Here is a 21,981-nt window from a genome sequence, read left to right as displayed (position 1 = left end):
CAAATTATTCCGCAGGTGCTGCTTCTGCATCATCTTCGTCTTCAACTTTAGGACCTTTAGCTAATTTAACTGTTACAACAGCTAAATCATGCGTTTCACCTTTGTTCAGTTCTACCAAAGATACACCTTTTGGTAATACTAAATCAGATAAATGAATGGTTTGATCTAGTTCAACGTTTAACAAGTCAACTTCGATAAACTCAGGCAAATCAGCTGGCAAACAACTTACTTCAACATCAAGCATGTGATGTTCAGCGTGGCCACCATTCAACTTGATAGATTCAGCTTTTTCTTCATTTAGGAAGTGTAAAGGTACATTTGTTTGTAACGCTTTTTTCGCATCAATACGTAAAAAGTCAAGATGCATAACAATAGGTTTAAAAGCATGACGTTGCATGTCTTTAACCAATACTTCTACTTTCTCTTCACCAATGTTCAAAGTAAGAACATGAGAATAGAAGGCTTCGAAACTTTGAGCTTGAAAAAGTTTGTTATGTATAAGTGTCAAAGAAATCGCTTCTTTGTTTGCTCCGTACAAGACAGCAGGTACTTTACCAGCGTGACGTAGGCGGCGGCTCGCACCTTTCCCTAAATCAGTACGGATTTCTGCGTCTAGTGTGAAAATTCCATCAGACATGTGGTAACTCCAAATAATATTAAGTGTGTGTAAATTTTTGCGACCAAAATTTACGTTCGCGTCGTCAGCTTTTTATCATTTGATAATAAAACAACAACGTCCCAAAAAAGGGCGGCGAATGTTAACACCAGTCGAAATGGTAAACAATGAGTTTGCAGGTTATTTAACAATAAAAAAGCGGCTGGTAGCCGCTTTTTTATTGTTAAATCTGCTGGTCTTAATATTCAAACATCGCTGAGATAGACTCTTCGTTACTTACTCTTCGAATAGCTTCAGCAAGCATATTAGATAAAGTAAGTTGTTTCACCTTCGGTATGGCTTTTATTTCATCGCGGAGGGGGATACTGTCAGTAACTATGATTTCATCAATCACGGAATCACGTAAATTCTGTGCCGCATTGCCAGAAAATATGGCGTGAGTTGCGTAGGCATATACATTTCTTGCACCATGGGCTTTTAATGCTTCTGCAGCTTTTGCCAAGGTACCACCTGTATCAATCATATCATCAACAATGATACAGTCACGGTCTTGAACATCACCGATAATATGCATGACCTGAGCGACATTTGCTTTCGGTCGACGTTTATCGATAATAGCTAGGTCAGTATCGTTCATTAATTTAGCTAATGCTCGGGCACGAACTACGCCACCTATATCGGGTGACACAACAACCGGGTTATGGAAATTACGTTGCCGCATATCGTCTAACAAAATTGGCGTACCAAAAGCGTTATCTACTGGTACATCGAAGAAGCCTTGAATTTGTTCGGCATGTAAGTCGATAGTTAAAACACGATCTACACCTACATTAGACAAAAAGTCTGCGACTACTTTAGCGGTAATAGGTACTCTTGCTGAACGTACTCGTCTGTCCTGACGTGCATACCCAAAATAGGGTATAACAGCAGTAATTCGCCCAGCTGATGCACGACGAAATGCATCGATCATCACAATCAATTCCATTAGATTGTCGTTAGTTGGTGCGCAAGTAGATTGTATAATAAAGACATCTGAGCCACGTACATTCTCGTGAATTTCTACACTGATTTCCCCATCGCTAAAACGTCCGACACTCGCATGTCCTAGCTTGGTATAAAGCCTATCAGCGACTTTCTGTGCTAATTCAGGTACTGCATTTCCAGAGAAAATCTTCATATCCGGCACGGTCATATCCTCAGTGCTAATTAAATGGTTGGGGCAGTTAGGTTCGAGTCTGCACTAAAATGCGGATCATAGAACGCTGCTTCAACATGTGTCACTTAAAATTAGCTGGGTTAGCTGGGTTTGAGTCAACGACTTGGTCAAGGATCAAAACCTGCTGCTCTAGCCTCTTTTAAAATTTGCCTCGGTTGCCGAATTTGAACCAACAACAAATCGCGGTTCAAAATCTGACTTTCTCAGCGTCTATTATTATAAAATGGATGGGGTAGCTGGACTCGAACCAGCGATGACGGGATCAAAACCCGTTGCCTTACCACTTGGCTATACCCCAGTTAAACTATTAAACTACTATACTTGTGCTTGGAACTGTCTATGTAAAGGAGATGTACTCACACCATTTGCAACAAAACTTATACTGTCTTTTGGTAATAAAGCTTGAACATTTAAAGCGTCCTGGCGATGTTCGAACATTGCAAATACACATGAACCTGTGCCGGTCATTCTCGACGGCGCGTATTCTAACAACCAGTGTAATGCTTTTGCAACATTCGGATCGCGTTCACAAACTAATTCTTGGCAATCATTGTGGGTATTATCAAAACTATAATCATTAAAGTTAATTTTTGCAGTATTTCTAGGCAGGTTGGGTAAGGAAAAAATTTCAGCTGTAGATACATGGCTATCAGGAAATAATACTAAATATGTTTTGGTTGATAGGCTTACTTGTTCTAGCTTTTCACCCACACCTTCGGCAAAGGCAGTTTTTCCATAAATAAAAATGGGTACATCTGCACCTAGAGTTAACCCCAGAGCAATTAACTCAGCTTCCGATAAATGGCAATTCCAAAGCTTATTCAAAACCAAGAGAGTGGTTGCTGCATTAGATGAACCACCTCCAATGCCTCCGCCCATTGGTAATCGTTTTCTAAGATAGATATTGCACCCCAAACTTTTAGATTTAATATCCGACAAGGTACTTTTTTAATAAATGTGCAGCTTTTATAATCAAATTATCTTTGTCAGCTACTCCGGCAATTGGATCCGCCAAGGTGATGTTATTAGAAGTATTAACATCGAAAGCGAGTTCATCACCATAATCAAGTATTTGAAATAAACTTTGTAATTGATGATAACCATTCTCGTATCGACCATTAATATGCAAAAATAAGTTTAGTTTGGCTGGGCTTGGCCACCAGTTTAAAAGAGGATTACTCATGTAAATCCCATTGATTTATGCGGATTAATAATTGACTGTTGTTGAGACTATCATTTAGCACTACTTTATGTGGCAACCAAATTTCATCTACCAATTTATAATTGTCATAGTTAATTATCCAGTTTTGGCAATTATTGCACCCAGGTTGCAATTGGCTGATCCAACCTTGTTCACTGGTTATCACCTTGTCGTACTTCTGATGTTGCCCTTTTATCCAAAAACGTAATTTTTCTACTGGTATTTGCCAACCAGTGACACGCCAAACTAAATGACTAGGGTCAGAATCTTGATAAGTTTCATCATCAGTCACCAAAGTGACACTTTGTTCATCACCCTGCATCTTTAAAATTGATGTGCCAATAATAGAGGTCATGTTGAGTTGATATCGTTGTTGTGCTTGTTGCCACCTAAAATTAGCACTTTGTTTTTTTTCTGGACTCTTAAAACCGATCCTCCCTTTTATTAACCAGCGATCTTCTTGGTTTAAGGATATTTGGTGAGTAGTTGAATTTAAGTTTACTGTGGGATGAGGAGACGTTGCACATCCAATCAAAAAAAAGGTAAGCAAAAGGGCAGATAAAGTTTGTTTTATACAAGGGCGGATAGCTAACACAGTTTGAATAACACTCTTCAAATAAAAAAATCGATTGAGGCAATAGGAACATACAAGTGACATTGCTTTCAATAGTTTTACCTTTTGCGTACAATGCGCAACTTAATCGGTCTAACCTTTATTGTAGTATATCTAATCACTCCATGACCCTAATTGCTTTTGGTATTAATCATAAAACCGCCCCAATTGAATTACGTGAAAAAATAGCTTTTTCACCCGATGCAATAGTGCAGGCGCTGGCTTCTTTGCGTAAAGAAACAGGCGCAACCGAATCTGTGATTTTGTCAACCTGTAACCGTACTGAAGTTTATGCGCAAGTTGATGAAAAACAGACACATAATATTGCCATTTGGCTAGCTAATTTTCATGGTGTGCAGCCAAAAGATTTACAAGATAACAGTTATCTTTACACCGAGCAGCATGCAGTCAGTCACATTATGCGTGTGGCATGTGGATTGGACTCCATGATGTTAGGCGAGCCTCAAATTTTAGGGCAAGTGAAACAAGCCTTTAATGATGCCAAAAATTCCGGAGTGATCAAGGGGAATTTTGAACGCTTGTTTCAACATACTTTTTCAGTAGCAAAAAGAGTGCGCAGTGAAACAGATATTGGTGCTAATGCAGTGTCTGTTGCTTATGCGTCGGTGCAATTGGCTAAGCATATTTTTTCATCACTTGAAAAAAGCAGAGTGTTATTAATTGGCGCTGGCGAAACCATCGAACTGGTAGCAAAACACCTTTACGAACAAAATGTTAAATCGCTAACCGTTGCAAACCGCACATTAGCTCGTGCTCAAAAGATTGCAGAGCCTCTGAATGCTTCTGTATTAACTTTGGCTCAGATCCCTCAGCATTTAAAAGATGCTGATATCGTCATTAGTTCAACCGCCAGTCAATTACCGATTTTAGGAAAAGGTTTAGTGCAAAGTGCCTTAAAAGAGCGTAAGCATAAACCTATATTTTTAGTAGATTTAGCTGTACCCCGTGATGTTGAACCAGAAGTGGGTGAATTAGATGATGCCTATCTGTATACAGTGGATGATTTACAGCAAATAGTAGAGAAAAACTTAGCCAATCGTCAAGATGCTGCAGCACTTGCTGATGAAATGGTGGCAAAACAAGTACAACAATTTATGCGTTGGCAACAAAGCCAAACATCGATTGACGTATTAAAAGGATTTCGTGACCAAAGTGAACTGCAGCGCGATATTTTAGTGAGTAAAGCGCTAAACCAATTAGCAGACGGTAAAGAAGCTGAGCAAGTAGTGATTGAATTAGCCAATAAATTAACTAATAGCCTTATTCATGCTCCCACCAAAGCGTTAAAAAATGCAGCTATTGAACAAAACTCAGAACAGCTAGCATTACTAAAAGATGCATTAGCCTTAAAAAAATAAGATAATTAGCGGCAAATCTAGCCCGCGTACAGGAATATAATGAAAGAATCTGTTCAACGAAAATTAGAAGTATTAGATGAGCGCTACGAAGAGGTGCAAGCTTTATTGAGCGAAGCTGAAGTCATTGCGGATCAAGACAGATACAGAGGCCTGACCAAAGAATACTCACAGTTAGAAGGAGTAGTGAAGTGTTTTCGTGATTTTCAGGGAGCCCAAAAAGACTTTGAATCTGCGCAAGAAATGATGCAAGAAGACGATGCCGAAATGCGTGAGATGGCACAAGAAGAATATAAATCAGCCAAGCAAAGTATTGAAGAATTTACCCAAGAACTACAAGTACTACTATTACCTAAAGATCCTAACGATGAGAGTAATTGTTTTGTAGAAATACGTGCTGGAGCAGGGGGTGATGAAGCCGCTATTTTTGCGGGTGACTTATTCCGTATGTACAGCCGGTATGCCGAAAAACAAGGTTGGAAAGTTGAACTAGTTACGGCTAACGAAGGTGATCATGGTGGTTACAAAGTTGTGATTGCAAATATATTAGGTGATGGCTCTTATGGTCTTATGAAGTTTGAGTCCGGCGGGCATCGCGTGCAACGTGTACCTGACACTGAGTCTCAAGGGCGTATTCATACTTCAGCTTGTACCGTGGTAGTGATGCCTGAAATACCTGAGTCTGAAGCGATTGAAATCAATAAAGCTGATTTGAAAATTGATACATTTAGAGCCTCTGGTGCCGGTGGTCAGCACGTCAATAAAACTGACTCTGCCATCCGTATTACCCACAACCCGTCGGGTATAGTTGTGGAGTGCCAAGACGAACGTTCACAACATAAAAACCGTGCTAAAGCGATGGCTATATTACAGTCTCGATTGAACCAGTTAGAAGAAGATAAACGCCAAGCCGAAGAAACCTCTACGCGACGCAACCTTGTGGCTAGTGGCGATCGTTCAGAGCGTATTCGTACTTATAACTTCCCCCAAGGACGAGTCACCGATCATCGCATTAACTTAACTTTATATTGCTTAGACGATGTGATTGCTGGGGAACTAAACAATGTGTTGGAGCCTATTAGACAAGAACATCAAGCTGATTTGTTATCTTCACTTTCTGACGAATAGATTATATTGGATAATTTGTCATTCACAATTGCCCAAGCATTATCTTGGGCCAGAGAGCAATTTAGTTTTCATAGTGTCAGTGATGACGGCCTATATGATTCAGCTGCAATTGATAGCAAGGTGTTGTTAGCAACTTGTTTACATTGTGAAGTAATTTATTTGCATACTTGGCCTGAAAAACTGCTAGATAAAATGCAAATGAAAATATTTCAAGAGTTTGTTATGCAAAGATCATTAGGTCATCCAGTAGCACATATTATTGGCTACCGAGATTTTTGGTCATTGCGACTCAAAGTGTCTCCAGCTACCTTAATACCCAGACCTGAAACAGAACTCCTAGTTGAAATAGCCTTACAGCTCAACTTAGCTGAACATTCAAAAGTGCTAGATTTAGGTACGGGTACTGGCGCAATTGCTTTGGCGCTAGCCACTGAAAATCCTCAATGGATGGTAACCGGTTTAGATAAAAATACTGAAGCGGTTGCGTTGGCCCAAGATAACGCCAGCATGCATAAACTCGAACGGGTGAAATTCATACAAAGTGACTGGTTTTCTGCCGTTACACAGCAACAGTTCGATTTAATAGTGACAAACCCGCCTTATATTGAAAACAACAACCGGTACCTAAATCAAGGTGATGTGCGTTTTGAGCCTAGTAGTGCTTTGATATCGGGTATGGATGGACTGGATGATATACGCTTAATAATTTCTCAAAGTAAGTATTATTTAGCAGATAACGGCTGGTTAGTGATTGAACATGGTTATCAGCAAAGTGAGCAAGTGTCCGATGTTTTGAAAGCTCATGGTTTTAATAAAATTAGAAGCGAAACTGATCTGAATGGCTTGCCTCGTGTTACCTTAGGAAGCAATTAATCTAGATCATTGCTTTATACTAGATTATTTTGTTGAGTTGTCGTTATCATAAATAAGTTATAAATATAGGGCTTTTTTAGCTGGTTAATCTTAGCCTTGGTTTTTTGCTGGTTTAAAGGGAATGTTATGTCTGACGAAATTTTATTCGCCGAAGATAATGATGAAGAAATTGAGTTGCAAGGCAAGTGGAAGGTATTAATTGTTGATGATGAGCCTGAAGTGCATGCGGTTACTAAGTTAGCGCTGGGTGACTTTGTATTTCAAGAAAAAGATCTTGAATTTCTGAGTGCATTCGATGGCGAGCAAGCGAAACAAATGTTTCGTGAGCATGACGACATAGCCGTCGTGTTGCTGGATGTGGTCATGGAAACAGACGATGCAGGCCTAAAAGTGGCTGAATTTATCAGAAACGAGATGGATAATCATTTTACTCGTATTATTTTACGCACAGGCCAGCCAGGCCAAGCACCAGAACGTGATGTAATCATTAATTACGATATTAATGATTACAAATCAAAAACTGAGTTGACCGCACAAAAGCTATTCACAGTGGTCATAGCCGCTCTTCGTTCTTATCGCGATATTATTGTTATTGAAGAAAATAGACATGGCTTAGAAAAAATCATCTCTGCTTCCGCTGATCTTTTTAGTATTCATTCTTTAGAAAGTTTTATTGAAGGTATAGTTCAGCAACTTGCTTCCTTAATAGGAGGTACCAAAGATACGGCTTATTTAACCTCGGCCGTTGTAGGTCCCAAACCCATAGAACAATACAACTCCTCCGAACTTTATGTGTTTACAGGAAGAGGCGAGTACAAAAATAAAGCAGGCAACCGACTTGAGGAAGTAATCAGTGGGCGCCAGTTAATTTCTTGTCAGCAAGCTTATGCTAATAAAACCATGATCTGCGAAGATGAATACTTAGTGGTTTATTGTGATAGCAAAACTAAGAAAGGTTCGTTGCTTTATATGTCTGGCTTACCCAGAAAACTCACCGAAACTGACAAGAGGTTAGTTGAAATATTTTCTCAGAATGTGCAAATTGCATTTGACAACGTATTGTTAAATAAAGATATTGAAGATACACAACGAGAAATTATCGAACGTTTAGCTGATGCTATTGAAACCAGTTTTGGTAGTAAAAATCATACCCAGCGAATGATAAAAATTTGTGATGTTTTAGGCCGTTCATCTGGTTTGTCTGAGCAAGATTTGAAAATATTAAGCTTAGCTGTTCCATTGCATGATATTGGTAAGATTAGAGTTTCAGATAATATTATGCTGAAGCCAGGAAGCCTTGATGCAGAAGAAACATTAGCAGTACGTAATCATGCAGAGATTGGTTACAACTTATTGAAAGATTCTAGCCGGCCTCTTATCAAAACAGCAGCACTTATTGCCCGTGATCATCATGAATATTGGAACGGTAAAGGTTATCCAAGGGGCAAGTCTGGCGAAGGTATTCATATATTTTGCAGGATCACCAGCATTGCAGATGCCTTTGATGCAATGCGGTCTGAACGTAGTTACAAAGAAGCATGGCCTATTGAAAAAGTGATGAAGGTGATTGTTGCCGAAAAAGGTCAACAGTTTGATCCTAATATGGTTGAGTTTTTGCAAGAAAACCTCGGCGAAATAGAAAATATTATGCTTCGCTTTCCCAGTTAACTTTAATTTGTTATCCCTTAAAATAAAGGCTTATTAAGCATGTATGAAGTGGTTAAACACCTTTATCTTGATGCCATTGTATTAAGTGTGCGGTTGTTTTTATTACGTCTTGTTCTTAACATTACGGAATCACATGTTGAAACAAAAGTGGCTTAAAATTATTCCCCATGTTGTTGACACATTATTACTGGTCAGTGACGCTATATTGTGTGTTAGGCATAAGCAATATCTGTTCGTAAATGCATGGGTCACTGAAAAGCTGTCAGCCTTAGTGATGTATGTATTTATGGTTACATTAGCGCTAAAGCTTGGGCGTAACAGTTTTATGCGGTGCATTGGTTTAGTACGTTGAGTTGGATTACTTACGCAGACATGGTCGCAGTTAGTAGACAAGCTATGTTATTTTAGATTTTATAATTTATGAATTAACAGAGACTTGTATTTATTTATAATTTTACTGTTATTTACAGTAAAGGTTACTCCATATAAACCGATAAAAAGAGGAGCGTTTATTTAGTGGGGTAAAACAAGTGAAAGAGTTAAAACAGGCTATCGCTAAGCGAGATTATCTGATGGCCAGTTTGCAGTTAGCAAGCATGTTTCAACTTGACAGTTGCCAACCTGACGATTATCAACGCAAAGTTGAGTTGTGGATTGAGGAAGCAAAAGTATATATCGGACCAACTGATACCATCCCAGAAAATTTTAAACGTTTTATTCAATTTTTTTATGTGGAACTCGCTTTTAGTGGTGATGAAACGGATTATTTTTCCTGCCAGTACAGTTTACTCAACCAAGTCTTGGATTATCGCACTGGTATCCCTGTAAGCCTAGCTATTGTGTTTCAATCAATGGGTAAAAAGCTAGGTTTTGATGTGTGTGTAGTGAACTTCCCCGGTCACTTCTTGCTTAAATGTCGTTTTAATCATTATCCTGACATTTATTTAGATCCCCTGAATGGCAAGCAATTGAGCCGTCAAGATCTTGAGTCTTTATATTTTTCTATTTTACATGAAATAGAAGATGAAAAGATGCCAGAAGAAGCCCTACATGAAGCAAGCTGTGATGAAACTATTGTTAGATTACTGCATAATTTGAAAGCGTCGTACATTAACGAGAAATGTTACTCTGAAGCTTTAACGGCGGTAGAACTATTAGTCAATTTGTGTCCCAACGATCCTTACGAAAGAAGAGACAGAGGGTTTTTATTACATCAGCTAGACTGTACTCAAGTGGCAATTGCAGACTATCAATATTTTATCCGCAAGTGCCCTAAAGATCCTGCCACACAATTGCTGCAAGCCCAATTACAGCAATTGTGTGAACAAGTCCCAGACGTTTTTCATTGAATTGGCATCTATCCAGAAGTTTGCAGCTTATTTTAATACGTTATAGATAGCCTTAGTTAACTGGCTAAGCTGTTGCGGGTTAATAATGTACGGCGGCATAATATACACAAGTTTACCGAAAGGCCTTATCCATACGCCTTGTTTGACAAAAGATTTTTGAAGCTCAGCCACGTTCACGGCTGATTTACATTCTACTACACCAATGGCTCCAATCACTCTTACGTCTTTTACTGCTTCTAAATCCATACAAGGTGCTAACTCAACATGCAGTTGTCGTTCAATATGAGACACTTGTGTCTGCCAATCATTTCTTTGAATGATCTTTAAGCTAGCATTGGCAACTGAACACGCTAGTGCGTTACCCATGAATGTTGGACCATGCATAAAAACACCGGGCTCACCTTGGCATACACCTTGGGCAACATCTTCAGAACAAAGAGTGGCCGCCAACGTCATATATCCACCCGTTAGCGCTTTCCCTAGACATAGTATATCTGGGCTTATATCTGCATACTCACAAGCAAATAATTTGCCTGTGCGGCCAAACCCCGTGGCAATTTCATCACAAATCAAAAGTATGTTGTAATCGTCGCAAAGTTGCCTGCAGCGCTTTAAATATTCGGGATGATAAATCCGCATACCACCGGCATTTTGAACTATGGGCTCGATGATGAGTGCTGCGAGTTCATTATGATGAGTTTGAATAAGCTGCTCTAAAGGTTTTATATCGTCTTCATTCCACTGTTTATCAAAACGTGTCTGAGGTGCCGGGGCAAATATTTGGTGGGTTAAAGTGTCAGAAAATAAACTGTGCATTCCATTCACAGGGTCGCATACCGACATAGCAGCAAACGTATCACCATGATAACCATTACGAGGCGTGATAAATCGGTGTTTAGTACTGTTGCCCTGACACGCCCAGTATTGCAAAGCCATTTTCATCGCCACTTCTACTGATACCGAACCTGAGTCAGCCAAAAATACCCTGTCTAAACCTTGAGGCGTGATATCCACCAAAGTTCGGCATAGGTCGATCGCAGGTTTATGCGTTAATCCACCAAACATTACATGAGCAAAGTCATCTACTTGACTTTTAACTGCATGATTTAACTCAGGATGGTTATAACCATGAATGGCGGTCCACCAAGATGACACGCCATCCACCAATTTTTCACCAGTCGCTAGATGGATATACACACCTTCAGCTTTCGTGACTTCGTAGCAGGGAAGGGGATTTATTGCAGATGTATATGGATGCCAAATATGGTGTTGGTCGAAAAGTAAATCTTCATTGTTCAAAATATAATCACTTGTAAAGTCTTTGTTTTTAATTGGGTTGACAATATTGTCGCGAGCCATAGACTAAGCGCCTTGAATCATTTAGTAAAGTATGAAATTCCTAGGTTGCACTAATGACTATAAATAAATTACCTATAAACAAATCGTCTTTGAACACTTCATCATTACTCAACCCAGCTAGTATCCGTCATGACTGGACAATTGAAGAGGTGAACGCCCTTTTTGAACAGCCCTTTAGTGACTTAATGTTTCAAGCTCAAACAGTACACAGGCAAAATTTTGATCCTAATCAAGTGCAAGTTAGCACTTTGTTATCGATTAAAACCGGCGCCTGCCCAGAAGATTGCAAATACTGCCCGCAAAGTGCACGTTATGATACCGGTTTAGAAAAAGAACGTTTAATGGAAATCGATAAAGTTATTCTGCGTGCGCAAGAAGCCAAACAAGCTGGTTCTACCCGATTTTGTATGGGCGCAGCATGGCGTAACCCACGTGAAAGAGATATGCCTTATGTGACAGAGATGGTCAAAGAAGTGAAAAAACTTGGATTAGAAACGTGTATGACGTTAGGTATGTTAACGTCTGACCAAGCATTATCTTTGAAACAATCTGGGCTCGATTATTACAATCACAATTTAGATACCTCGCCAGAGTTTTATGGTGATATTATTACAACTCGTACCTATCAAGATAGGTTAGATACCTTAGAAAACGTTAGAGGCTCAGGCATGAATGTGTGTTCTGGTGGCATAGTGGGCATGGGTGAAACGACATCTGACCGTTCTAGTTTATTGATGCAACTGGCTAACCTAGAACATCATCCAGAAAGTGTGCCAATTAACATGTTGGTCAAAGTCAAAGGCACCCCTATGGAAAATGTCGAAGACTTAGATTATTTCGAATTTATTCGTACTATAGCTATCGCTAGGCTGATGATGCCGAAGTCATATGTGCGTTTATCTGCTGGCCGTGAGGCGATGAATGAACAAATGCAAGCCATGTGTTTTTTGGCTGGCGCTAATTCTATCTTTTACGGTTGTAAGTTGTTAACCACCTCTAATCCTGAAACCCATGAAGATGTGACATTATTTAAAAAATTAGGGATAAATTCTGCTCAAACTCGTGACTATTCAGATGCAGCACATGAAGCCGCACTTTTAGAAGAAATCGATGACAAGACTAGCCAGCATCTATTTTACGATGCCGCGAGTCAACAAGCAGAAGCTGCTGATTTATAATGGCATTTGATTTTATCGCTTCTGCACTCAATAAGCGCCGAAATGAAGGGCTTTTTCGTTCGCGAAATACGCTAGACTCAGCTGCAGGGCCACTGATTGAAATCGATGGTCAGCACTATATCAACTTTTCAAGTAATGACTATTTAGCTATGCGTCGCTCAAGTGTTGTAGCGCAAGCTTGGGTTGATGGCATTAGTGAGTATGGCGGCGGCAGTGGTGCATCACCATTGGTCACTGGATATACCAAAGCTCATCAGGCTTTGGAGGAATACCTAGCATCTGAACTTAAACGCGATAAAGTGTTGCTGTTTAATTCTGGCTTTGCTGCTAATCAAGCCGTTTGCCAAACTCTTTTCAGCCAAGCTGCTTATAACCATAGTCGAATAAATAATCAGGCCGATCTAAACCACAAAGACGTAATTATTGCTGATGAATTAATGCATGCTTCTTTTATTGAAGGTGCAAAAGCTTCAAAAGCCAAGTTAACTCGCTTTAATCACAATGATCTTGAACACCTTGAATTGTTATTAAATTTTGCGGATACACAAAAAAGTCAAAATACTTTAGTCGCCACTGAAGGCGTTTTTAGTATGGATGGCGACCAAGCGCCTTTATCTGAAATGGTTTCATTAACCAAGCATGCAAAAGCTTGGTTAATGGTTGATGATGCCCATGGTTTTGGCGCTTTAGGAAAACACGGCTTGGGAGTGATAGAGACCCATAATTTGTCACAACAACAAGTGCCCATTTTAATGGCTACTTTTGGCAAAGCGATAGGGACAGCCGGTGCATTTGTGGCTGGAAGTCATGACCTTATTGACTATCTAGTTAACTTTGCTAAGCATTATATTTACAGCACTGCAATGCCTGCTGCCCAGGCCCATGCAACCTTAGCCAGTTTACAGGCTAAACAAACTGCTGAGCGCCGAACCACTCTTACCGAGCGAATTGAACAGTTTAAATTATTAGCAAACACCGCAGGGTTAGCATTAATGCCTTCTAATACCGCTATTCAACCTGTGTTAATAGGCGATGCAGAAAAAGCCTTAGCTGCCAGTGAAAAACTAAAAGCATTAGGCTTATGGGTGACAGCAATTCGCTACCCCACAGTACCTAAACATATGGACAGGTTGCGTATTACACTAACCGCAGGGCATGAAATCCGTGATATCGAAGCGTTAGTTGATGGTTTGAAAATCGTATTACAGGATGCTCATGGAGCAAGACCCTAAAATATTTAATTGTAAAAGAAAGAGCGCTTTTTATCAGCATGCTTTACGATAAATTGAAACCATTAATCAACCGAAGTATCCTAAAATACACATTTTTCACTGATACATCAGGTCTGATTTTATAAGGTACTCATAGCGCCAACTCGGTGTTAAATAGGATTTTCATGGGACATTTATCAGTTAAACGCCGCGCGTTTTTTGTAACCGGCACCGATACCGAAGTTGGTAAAACATTCGTTACAGAAGCGCTGCTTATTGAACTCAATAAAAAGGGCTTGCTGACTGCTGCATATAAACCGATTGCTGCCGGTTGCGAGCCAACCCCTCAAGGGTTGCGCAATGAAGATGCCTTGGCCTTGCAAAAGCATGCAAATATTGGTTTAAGTTATGACGAAGTTAATCCCATTGCATTTGAAGCCGCTATTGCGCCACATTTAGCCGCACAAGATTTAAACAAAGATACGACGGCCCAACCTATTTCAATCGATACAGTGCGCGAAGGTTTTATTGCCTTGTTACAAAAAAAGCCTGATGTGTTGATTGTAGAAGGCGCTGGTGGCTGGCGTTTGCCCCTTGGAATTGATTTTTACGGCCAGCCAAGATACTTGTCAGAGTTTGTAGTTGAACGAAACCTAGCCGTCATTTTAGTCGTGGGCATGCGTTTAGGTTGTTTGAACCATGCTGTATTAACCGCTGAATGTATTAGGAGCGACGGCTTAAAAATAGCAGGTTGGGTGGCCAATCAAGTTGACTCTGACATGCCATTTTTAGACAAAAATATTGATAGTTTAAAAACACTGATTGACGCGCCATTTATTGGCACTATACCTAGATTAAATTCACCAAATGATGCTGGTGTATATTTAGATCTATCTGTTTTAGATTTATAGTTTTTTGGTCTTATTTTAATTTTACTGGGTAAATATGCTTCACTTTTATCCCACTTAAAGCGGTAATGATAGAAATCACCGTTTTGCTTCAGCAAAACTAAGTGCTGTTGGCAGTACTTGTTGTATGACTTATTTTCTGATCTCCCGTGTTGAAGCTAATGAGTCGATTAATTTGTTGTGTGATAACCTAGTATTTAAGTCCACTAGTGTGCAATTGGTTATTTTATTATTTGATCATTATTAATACTTCAAAACTTATAATCGTTTAAATCTTGATCATTAAAACAGCTTCATGATCGCCAATATATAGCCTTCAGGAATGTGAAATTATTCACAGTGCATGAGAAAGCTAATTTTTTACAACATGATGTATTTAATATCAATGCAACAAAACATCCATAAGATCTTTTATTTACGAACATTTTTGATCGGACAATATTCAACTCCGAAATAATAAAGGTATTAATATGAAATTAAAAATAAAAACTAATCTGTTAATAGGGACTTTGTTGGCGAGTCAACTGGCTTACGCTAATGTTGATAATGGAGGGTTTGAAAACTGGTCTGGCTCAATACCAAATGATTGGTCAACTATAGATTCAGGGATAAGCCTGAGTAAAACAACCTCTTTTGTAAAAAGTGGTAATAGTGCAGCTGCAGTCACTGTTAATACTAGTACACAAGGTTCAACTGACTTTCGTCAAAGTGTGAATGTTACATCGGGCGAAACCTATAATTATAGTGTGTGGGTTTACCACACTGAAGGCAATGTACAAGCCCGTCTATACGTAAACGGTTATCAGGGATATTCGAATGCTTCTATCACGGGACAATGGCAGGAGTTGACGTATAGCTTTACAGCAAGCAGCACAACCCGTATTCCTGTCGGATTACGTTTTTACGATGTATCAGGGTTTGATGGCAGCGAAATAGTTTATGTCGATGATTTTGAACCCCATAATAGTACTGGCGGCGGTTCAAGTTCAGGCGAATGCAGTGCAGGTACATTTAATTTAACAACTGATAATTATGGCTCTGAGACTAGCTGGTCGATAGTCAATAGTAGTTCATCAACGCTGAACTCAGGCTCAGGCTATTCGAGCTCTACCTCCTACTCTGAGGATGTGTGTTTAGATGATGGCGATTATGTTTTTACCATTGATGATTCTTATGGTGACGGTATATGTTGTTCGTATGGGTCTGGCTCATATAATATGGTTGTTGCTGGCAATACTGTCGCAAGTGGCGGTAGTTTTGGTTCCAGTGAATCAACTAGTTTCACTATTGGAAGTGGACCAGGAGGCTCTGGTGGTACTACCAACTTAAGTGAATATTACAAGAGTGCTGAAAACTTAACAGGCTTCACATTAAAAACTGAGTTGTTCAACATCATTAATGGACATACAACACAAAGTTATGGCGACCTATGGACGTTCTACACGGCCAACGAATTGGATAGCTATTACGAGAATGATGGCACTATTTTAGATATTTATTCTGAGTCGCCTAATTCGTCTGATAGCTATATTTTTACTTCTGGCATTGATCAATGTGGTAATTATTCGGGTGAAAGTGATTGTTACAATCGTGAGCATTCTTTTCCAAGAAGTTGGTTTGGCGGTGCCGTTAACCCAATGAATACTGACGTACATCATATTTTTGCTACAGACGGATACGTCAATTCTAAACGCAGCAGCTACCCATATGGTGAAGTAAGTTCTGCTAGTTATATCTCAGCTAATGGTTCAAAAGTAGGCAGCGCAAGCAGCAGCTTGGGTTATACAGGAACGGTGTTTGAACCTATTGATGAATTTAAAGGTGATCTTGCACGCGCTTATTTCTATATGGCAACCCGTTATGAAAATAACATCGTAGGTTGGGATAGTAATAGTATTTATGCTGATGCAGTGCTTAATGGTAGTGGTGATCAAGTGTTTGAAACGTGGTATTTGAGCATGCTAAAAAGTTGGCATACTCAAGATCCTGTCAGTCAAAAGGAGATAGATCGAAATGAGGCTGCGTACTCCCATCAAGGCAATCGTAATCCTTTTGTTGATTATCCAATTTTTGTAAGTGAAATTTGGGGTAATTAATTATTGTTAAAGTAGTTTAGTTAACTCCTAAAAACCAGCCACCCAGTGGCTGGTTTTTATATTTTAACTGCTAAAGGATTAATTGATATAACATGTTATCGACACACTTTTAAGCAGTTAATTACTAAGGATTTAAAGCTTTATCAAACAGAGTCATAGCTTTGGTAAATATTTCACTCTCCAACGCCAGTGCCTTTTCACCCACCACAAATTCCATGGCGCAGGTGTTGGGATATTCGTAATCCCAGAATCGGTCGGATAGCCATACCCCCGAGTCTCTCGCAACTTGATCTCTAGCTGATGCTGCTTTGTCAGCAGAAACGTTAAGCAAGATATGAAACAGGTTAGTATGGGGAACAACTGGATCGATTCGAAAATTATCAATATGCTGAATCCCGTTTGCTAGCTGTTTCGCTTTTTCGATAAATGCTGGCATCTGTGTGATTCGATTATCAATTAAATGTAATGCATCGTATATAAGTGGCCAAGAACCAACCGAAAATCCGCCTAAACGGGTTCTCCATTTACGCGCATCATTAATAAATACCTGAGAGCCTGCTAATATAGCGCCGCCCATTGAACCAATATCTTTATACAGTGATACATAAACCGAATCAAAACCTGCGACAATATCGGCATAAGATCTATTCTCGTAAAAAGGGCGGCAAGACCATAATCTGGCTCCATCCATGTGCAACGGCATACCTAAAGCTTTGCAGTGATCTTTAATCCCTTGCAATTCATTCCAGCTGGGGAGCTTGCCGCCGCTATGACGTTGCGGAAGCTCGACAAAAAGACTGCCAGACTCACCACTAATATCGGCCGAAGTAAGAGTTTCTCGCCACTTGCCGATTACTTTTGCTGAACATCCATGGGCATATTGATAGCCTTGTTCTTCATGCAACAACAAATGCGAAGAAGGATGTAGCAATAATCGTTCACTGTTTGTTTGTTGTCCATGTATTCTGGCCGCAATACCTTGTGCCAAGGTGCCTGTGGGTAGCCATAACGCGGCCTGCATTCCAAATAGTTTAGCTACTTTATCTTCCAGCAGACTCGCACCGTGGTCGTTGCCAATTTCAGAGTCAACTTTCTTTTGTTCATTCAAATAAGAAGACAACCTCGACAACGATTCTGCAGGTGTTTTATGTTTATGGTAAGGATAACCAAGATTGATTGAGCAACTTTCTTTGAGTGACACTGGCATATAAAAATTTGCGCTTAAATGTTTGAAAAATGTGTGTCAATTTTATTATGTATCCAATGTTTGAGCAAGGTTGGAAGTAAAACCGGACTTTACATTGATTGTGTTCTAATTAGAGCGGAGCAATTATTTCTTAATAGATTTTTTTAAACTGTGTTGCTCTATCCAGCTCAGCCGCCTTGGGCAAATTTTATATGGCTTTATTCAATTAAAATCAGTTTTCTCAAACCTAATTTTTTCAACAACCAAGCAAGTCAGTAAAAAAGATCTCCGAAATAAATCATAAAGCATTGGCTGTTCTGTAAAAAAATAGAATCTACAGAGATGTTCCACTTATTTCGTTTACGTGAGGGTAATATTATTAGACAATGTTTTTTTAATGATGGAGTAGTAATTTATGGAATATTGTCGGGTTAAGAAATTTAGTTTATTTTTAATGTTAGGTGCATTGATTACCGGCATCAGCGGCTGTGCCACTGAAACCTATCAAAAAGTCGCGGTTACCCCTGTAGAATCAAATAAAACAGCGTATGCAGGCCCCAAATCTACACTTGTTTTAGGTAATTTTAACAACCGTTCTAATTATATGCAGGGTTTGTTTTCATCCAATATAGATAGACTGGGCAATCAGGGCAAAACTATTCTAAAGACCCATCTGCAACAAACTCATCGTTTTAAGGTAGTCGACAGAGAAAACTTAGCCAACTTACAACAAGAAGCTCAACTTCTAGGCATCAAACAAGAGATTAAAGGTGCCCGTTACGTCATTAGTGGCGGTGTGACTGAATTCGGCAGAAAAGTGATTGGTGACAAACAATTGTTTGGTATCTTGGGTTCCGGTAAAAGCCAAATAGCCTATGCGAAGGTTTCCTTAACCATCATTGACGTTGTGACTTCTGAAATCATATACACAACTCAAGGTGCGGGCGAATATCAACTCAATGAACGACAGGTCGTCGGTTTCGGTTCCAAAGCGGGATATGATTCTACTCTTAATGGCAAAGTGTTAGATTTTGCGATTAAAGAAAGCGTTAATAATATGACTCGTGATCTTGAAAACAATACCTTACAACTGACCTTGTAATCTGAGATGGAAATGGAACTTAATAAAGTCATTTTATGTGTAACGGTGTTGTTGCTTGCTGGCTGTGCATCGAACAAAAACCAATATTACTGGGGGGCATATGAAGATTTAGTTTATAAAACTCACCATACCCCAAGTGAAGTCCCTCCTAGTGTTCAAATTGAGACATTACTTGCAGATATTGATAAAGCTGAAGCATTAGGTAAGTCGGTTGCTCCTGGCGTTTATGCTCATCTAGGTTTTATGTATGCCGCTGATGGCAATAAAGAACTTGCAATGCAATCTCTGATAAAAGAAAAAGAGTTATTTCCAGAATCAGCGACTTTCATTAACGGCATCATACAACGTTCTATTCCAAAAAGTTAAGGAAGTAAAAATGAACACCCGTATTCATAAAGTTGCGCTGTTGTTTATCGTACTTTTATCTGGTTGTACCACGATTGAACCCTATAATTATGGCCCTTTAAAGCAAGCCGCACCTCGCTCTATTTTGGTTTTGCCACCAATGAATAGCTCTGTTGAAGTGAGTGCCCCTTATACCTATTTGTCGACGGTAACAAAACCTCTTGCAGAGAAAGGTTACTATGTTTTTCCGGTTTCGGTTGTGGACAATTTCTTAAAAGAAAACGGTTTGCCGACCCCTGCCGAAATGAATGGTATTGCATTAGATAAAATCGATGAAATTATCGGTGCTGACGCTGTTCTGTATGTGCATATTCAGGATTGGGGACAAAAATTTCTAGTATTGTCATCCGTTTCTGTGGTGCAGGGTGGTCTAAAACTTGTTTCAGTTAAAACGGGTAAGTTATTGTGGGAAGCACCTATTAACGCGCAGTATAGTCCCAATGATAATAGTAGCGGTGGTCTATTGGGGGCTTTAGTTGTGGCCGTAGTTTCGCAAATTGCGGGTGAAATTTCAGATAACACACCACAGGTTGCACGTATGGCCAATAATATGGCTTTTAATTCAGCTAAAAGAGGTTTACTCAATGGGCCTTATAAAAATGTAAAGAGCAGCAATTAAAATCCTAGGTGTAAATTATTGAGAGATTTATGTTTGTAAGTGTCCTTGGCATACTTTTTAAACCTATATGCTGCATCGAGTGATGCCAGACCAAGCGTTGTTAGCATCACTTTTAGCAAGCGCCCCCCTTTCTTCCAATCTGTTTTTCTTTAACCAAAAATAAGGTAATAAAGGTTGTGTGATAAGTATCTTATCAGCTCACTTTTGAAGTTCTCCACTTTGTTGTGGTACACCACTCGTTTTGATAAGTCATTACCTAAACGTTAGTGAAAAGTAATGATCACTTCGTTGAGCATTAGTAAAATTAATGTACTTGAAGATAAAAAAGTAAAAAAAAGCCTGATGGAAAATCAGGCTTAAAAAGGGAACACACATAAACACTGTTTATTCAGAGGGGTAATAACGTCATAAGTTCAACTTGTTATTAATTATTTTTCTATAGGCATTGCACAATTGTAGTCTGATCGATTTAAGTTAAGTCACAGAGTAAATCCTAGATGTTTTGTTAAATCCCAAGGTCATCTTTTTCAACGAAAGAACTTAGCTAGGCAAGCCGTCCTTAGCTGATAACGATAAGTACAAATGAAAATCGTATTTAACTTAACCTATGACTTTAATGTGTTCATTCTTTAGGCGGGTTATTGATAAACTCGACACCTCGCAGCATAGAAAGTACCAATTCTTTTGCGTCGAATTTTGTTAATGCTTCATTTGCACCTACTTGGTGAGCTTGACCAATACTGATCGCACTCGATAACGAGGTGTGAAGAATGATGTAGGCAGCTGCCAATACCGGCAAATTACGCACTTCAAAAGTTAGCTCATATCCGTCTAAACCTGGCATCTCAATATCGGAGACTAACAAGTTAACTGGATGCCCACTGGAAGCTTGCTCACGCATGTACACTAAAGCTTTATGACCATCGTCCGTAACATGAAATGGTACGTTCAGGAGCTCTAAAACATCAGTTAGTTGCCGCCTAGCGGTCAATGAATCATCAACCACTAATATATTCATGGGTTTAAGTTGTTCCCGCTGAAAATCGGTAACCACCGCTAATGCCGCCCGCGGATCTGGAGGGAAAATTTTATTAAGAAGTAACTCTACATCTATCAGTTGAATAAACTCACCTTCAACTTCTACCGTCCCTGTAATGAAAACACCGGCCCCTAGTTTTTTATCAGGCTGCTTGATTTCTCGCCAATTGGTTTCAACAATTTTTTCAATTTGGCTAACAATAAAGCCAACTACTTTTCGTTGGCAATCGGTCACAACAATAAAAGACTGGCTGAGATTACTTTCTGAAATTGGGCCAAGCCCTATCACTTCAGCCATATCGATCACTGCGATAGTTTGATTACGAATTGTTAAAACACCTTTAACCCCTGGTTCTGACTTAATCATTTTCGTTACCGCTTTATACGGCACAAGCTCTTGGATTTTTAAGGTTCCCAAAGCATACTGACGACCATTTTTTAGGCGAAATAGTAGTAGCCCTTGTGAGTAGTTAGCTTTAGAGGCCACAACATTCTCCGGTGAATAAAATAATGAGTTGGTACTGCTCGAATCGACCAAAATAAAATTAACATGAGTGTATTGATAATTCATCCCTTCATCTAGTTATTAAGTGAATTGAGTAGAGTGAAACTAGATTAAATCGATGCACTGCATGGCCAAGTCGCAACTTTTGAAATGGAGACCGAGGTTTAACGCAGTAACTGAGTGGCAACGAGCATAGAAGTAACTATGTGTAGCACTTACATCATGAAGGCTTGATATCCTAGTATCAAGTTATAAGAATGCGTTAATGCTTATCGCCATCCTTGCTATGTTCTTTAAGGACAAAGGGTTGAATTACCATGATGGCTTTGTTGAT

The 21,981-nt window shown here is 39.4% G+C and carries 19 protein-coding genes, 1 tRNA gene and 1 pseudogene; 13 read left to right on the top strand and 8 right to left on the bottom strand.

Annotated features, from left to right (window positions below):
• Positions 1-4 precede the first annotated feature (4 nt).
• The 5 genes and pseudogenes from C427_RS13565 to lolB form a co-directional block, all read right to left on the bottom strand.
• Positions 5-637 (bottom strand): 50S ribosomal protein L25/general stress protein Ctc, encoded by a 633-nt coding sequence (locus C427_RS13565; RefSeq protein WP_007638585.1) that lies wholly within the window; start codon positions 635-637, stop codon positions 5-7.
• 217 nt (positions 638-854) lie between these two features.
• A complete protein-coding gene (locus tag C427_RS13560; RefSeq protein ID WP_007638581.1) occupies positions 855-1,802 on the bottom strand; it encodes a ribose-phosphate pyrophosphokinase in 948 nt (315 codons plus the stop codon).
• 254 nt (positions 1,803-2,056) lie between these two features.
• Positions 2,057-2,130, bottom strand: a tRNA-Gln gene (locus C427_RS13555).
• 17 nt (positions 2,131-2,147) lie between these two features.
• Positions 2,148-3,015, bottom strand: a pseudogene (gene ispE, locus C427_RS13550) (4-(cytidine 5'-diphospho)-2-C-methyl-D-erythritol kinase).
• Complete coding sequence (gene lolB / locus C427_RS13545; RefSeq protein ID WP_007638572.1) at positions 3,008-3,628, bottom strand: lipoprotein insertase outer membrane protein LolB; 621 nt, start codon at positions 3,626-3,628, stop codon at positions 3,008-3,010. The pseudogene ispE and the gene lolB overlap by 8 nt, the downstream one beginning before the upstream one ends.
• Positions 3,629-3,771: 143 nt before the next feature.
• Here lolB and hemA point away from each other — a divergent pair, with 143 nt between their 5' ends.
• The 6 genes from hemA to C427_RS13515 all read left to right on the top strand — a co-directional run bounded on the left by hemA (position 3,772) and on the right by C427_RS13515 (position 10,040).
• A complete protein-coding gene (gene hemA / locus C427_RS13540) occupies positions 3,772-5,025 on the top strand; it encodes a glutamyl-tRNA reductase (RefSeq protein WP_007638570.1) in 1,254 nt (417 codons plus the stop codon).
• Between the two features lie 39 nt (positions 5,026-5,064).
• A complete protein-coding gene (gene prfA / locus C427_RS13535) occupies positions 5,065-6,150 on the top strand; it encodes a peptide chain release factor 1 (protein ID WP_007638568.1) in 1,086 nt (361 codons plus the stop codon).
• A gap of 15 nt (positions 6,151-6,165) precedes the next feature.
• Entirely contained in the window at positions 6,166-7,023 is an 858-nt protein-coding gene (prmC, locus tag C427_RS13530; RefSeq protein WP_007638567.1) for a peptide chain release factor N(5)-glutamine methyltransferase, read from the top strand.
• A 126-nt stretch (positions 7,024-7,149) separates the two neighbouring features.
• Complete coding sequence (locus C427_RS13525; RefSeq protein WP_015430949.1) at positions 7,150-8,691, top strand: response regulator; 1,542 nt, start codon at positions 7,150-7,152, stop codon at positions 8,689-8,691.
• A gap of 133 nt (positions 8,692-8,824) precedes the next feature.
• Positions 8,825-9,043: a SirB2 family protein gene (locus C427_RS24140; RefSeq protein WP_081589019.1), complete on the top strand. Its 219-nt coding sequence runs from the start codon at positions 8,825-8,827 to the stop codon at positions 9,041-9,043.
• A 178-nt stretch (positions 9,044-9,221) separates the two neighbouring features.
• The gene (locus C427_RS13515) at positions 9,222-10,040 is read left to right on the top strand and encodes a SirB1 family protein (RefSeq protein WP_007638560.1); all 819 of its coding nucleotides are present in this window, start codon (positions 9,222-9,224) and stop codon (positions 10,038-10,040) included.
• Positions 10,041-10,067: 27 nt separating this feature from the next.
• On the opposite strand, the gene bioA is transcribed toward C427_RS13515, so the two are convergent.
• Positions 10,068-11,339 carry an adenosylmethionine--8-amino-7-oxononanoate transaminase gene (gene bioA / locus C427_RS13510; RefSeq protein ID WP_407636124.1) on the bottom strand — a complete coding sequence of 424 codons (1,272 nt, stop codon included), beginning with the start codon at positions 11,337-11,339 and terminating at the stop codon, positions 10,068-10,070.
• A gap of 113 nt (positions 11,340-11,452) precedes the next feature.
• Between bioA and bioB the strand changes: the two genes are divergently transcribed.
• The 4 genes from bioB (at position 11,453) to C427_RS13490 (ending at position 16,792) form a co-directional block, all read left to right on the top strand.
• Positions 11,453-12,577: a biotin synthase BioB gene (gene bioB, locus C427_RS13505; RefSeq protein ID WP_007638556.1), complete on the top strand. Its 1,125-nt coding sequence runs from the start codon at positions 11,453-11,455 to the stop codon at positions 12,575-12,577.
• Positions 12,577-13,809 (top strand): aminotransferase class I/II-fold pyridoxal phosphate-dependent enzyme, encoded by a 1,233-nt coding sequence (locus C427_RS13500; protein WP_007638554.1) that lies wholly within the window; start codon positions 12,577-12,579, stop codon positions 13,807-13,809. The genes bioB and C427_RS13500 overlap by 1 nt, the downstream gene beginning before the upstream one ends.
• Positions 13,810-13,973: 164 nt before the next feature.
• A complete protein-coding gene (gene bioD, locus C427_RS13495; protein ID WP_015430948.1) occupies positions 13,974-14,699 on the top strand; it encodes a dethiobiotin synthase in 726 nt (241 codons plus the stop codon).
• 467 nt (positions 14,700-15,166) lie between these two features.
• Positions 15,167-16,792 carry an endonuclease gene (locus tag C427_RS13490; RefSeq protein ID WP_007641532.1) on the top strand — a complete coding sequence of 542 codons (1,626 nt, stop codon included), beginning with the start codon at positions 15,167-15,169 and terminating at the stop codon, positions 16,790-16,792.
• Between the two features lie 124 nt (positions 16,793-16,916).
• Here C427_RS13490 and C427_RS13485 read toward each other — a convergent pair whose 3' ends face one another.
• Entirely contained in the window at positions 16,917-17,999 is a 1,083-nt protein-coding gene (locus tag C427_RS13485; RefSeq protein ID WP_007641533.1) for a threonine aldolase family protein, read from the bottom strand.
• Positions 18,000-18,393: 394 nt separating this feature from the next.
• Between C427_RS13485 and C427_RS13480 the strand changes: the two genes are divergently transcribed.
• The 3 genes from C427_RS13480 to C427_RS13470 are packed head-to-tail and all read left to right on the top strand — an operon-like array spanning position 18,394 to position 20,104.
• On the top strand, positions 18,394-19,080 hold the full coding sequence (locus C427_RS13480) for a CsgG/HfaB family protein (protein WP_007641538.1): 687 nt from the start codon (positions 18,394-18,396) through the stop codon (positions 19,078-19,080).
• A gap of 12 nt (positions 19,081-19,092) precedes the next feature.
• Entirely contained in the window at positions 19,093-19,446 is a 354-nt protein-coding gene (locus C427_RS13475) for a DUF4810 domain-containing protein (protein ID WP_226991247.1), read from the top strand.
• 10 nt (positions 19,447-19,456) lie between these two features.
• Positions 19,457-20,104, top strand: a complete 648-nt coding sequence (locus C427_RS13470; protein WP_007641542.1) for a DUF799 domain-containing protein — start codon at positions 19,457-19,459, stop codon at positions 20,102-20,104.
• Between the two features lie 622 nt (positions 20,105-20,726).
• Here C427_RS13470 and C427_RS13465 read toward each other — a convergent pair.
• Complete coding sequence (locus tag C427_RS13465) at positions 20,727-21,629, bottom strand: chemotaxis protein (RefSeq protein WP_007641544.1); 903 nt, start codon at positions 21,627-21,629, stop codon at positions 20,727-20,729.
• Between the last annotated feature and the right edge of the window lie 352 nt (positions 21,630-21,981).

Origin of the sequence: Paraglaciecola psychrophila 170 (assembly GCF_000347635.1) — a bacterium.
Classification (GTDB): domain Bacteria; phylum Pseudomonadota; class Gammaproteobacteria; order Enterobacterales; family Alteromonadaceae; genus Paraglaciecola; species Paraglaciecola psychrophila.
This window is presented reverse-complemented; position numbering and strand designations above follow the sequence as displayed.

Coding starts and splice junctions, on each gene's coding strand:
- C427_RS13475 (WP_226991247.1), top strand. CDS start 19,093: ATGGAACTTAATAAAGTCATTTTATGTGTAACGGTGTTGTTGCTTGCT.
- C427_RS13500 (WP_007638554.1), top strand. CDS start 12,577: ATGGCATTTGATTTTATCGCTTCTGCACTCAATAAGCGCCGAAATGAA.
- C427_RS13565 (WP_007638585.1), bottom strand. CDS start 637: ATGTCTGATGGAATTTTCACACTAGACGCAGAAATCCGTACTGATTTA.
- bioD (WP_015430948.1), top strand. CDS start 13,974: ATGGGACATTTATCAGTTAAACGCCGCGCGTTTTTTGTAACCGGCACC.
- hemA (WP_007638570.1), top strand. CDS start 3,772: ATGACCCTAATTGCTTTTGGTATTAATCATAAAACCGCCCCAATTGAA.
- C427_RS13490 (WP_007641532.1), top strand. CDS start 15,167: ATGAAATTAAAAATAAAAACTAATCTGTTAATAGGGACTTTGTTGGCG.
- bioB (WP_007638556.1), top strand. CDS start 11,453: ATGACTATAAATAAATTACCTATAAACAAATCGTCTTTGAACACTTCA.
- prfA (WP_007638568.1), top strand. CDS start 5,065: ATGAAAGAATCTGTTCAACGAAAATTAGAAGTATTAGATGAGCGCTAC.
- C427_RS13485 (WP_007641533.1), bottom strand. CDS start 17,999: ATGCCAGTGTCACTCAAAGAAAGTTGCTCAATCAATCTTGGTTATCCT.
- C427_RS13470 (WP_007641542.1), top strand. CDS start 19,457: ATGAACACCCGTATTCATAAAGTTGCGCTGTTGTTTATCGTACTTTTA.
- C427_RS13525 (WP_015430949.1), top strand. CDS start 7,150: ATGTCTGACGAAATTTTATTCGCCGAAGATAATGATGAAGAAATTGAG.
- C427_RS13480 (WP_007641538.1), top strand. CDS start 18,394: ATGGAATATTGTCGGGTTAAGAAATTTAGTTTATTTTTAATGTTAGGT.
- C427_RS24140 (WP_081589019.1), top strand. CDS start 8,825: ATGTTGAAACAAAAGTGGCTTAAAATTATTCCCCATGTTGTTGACACA.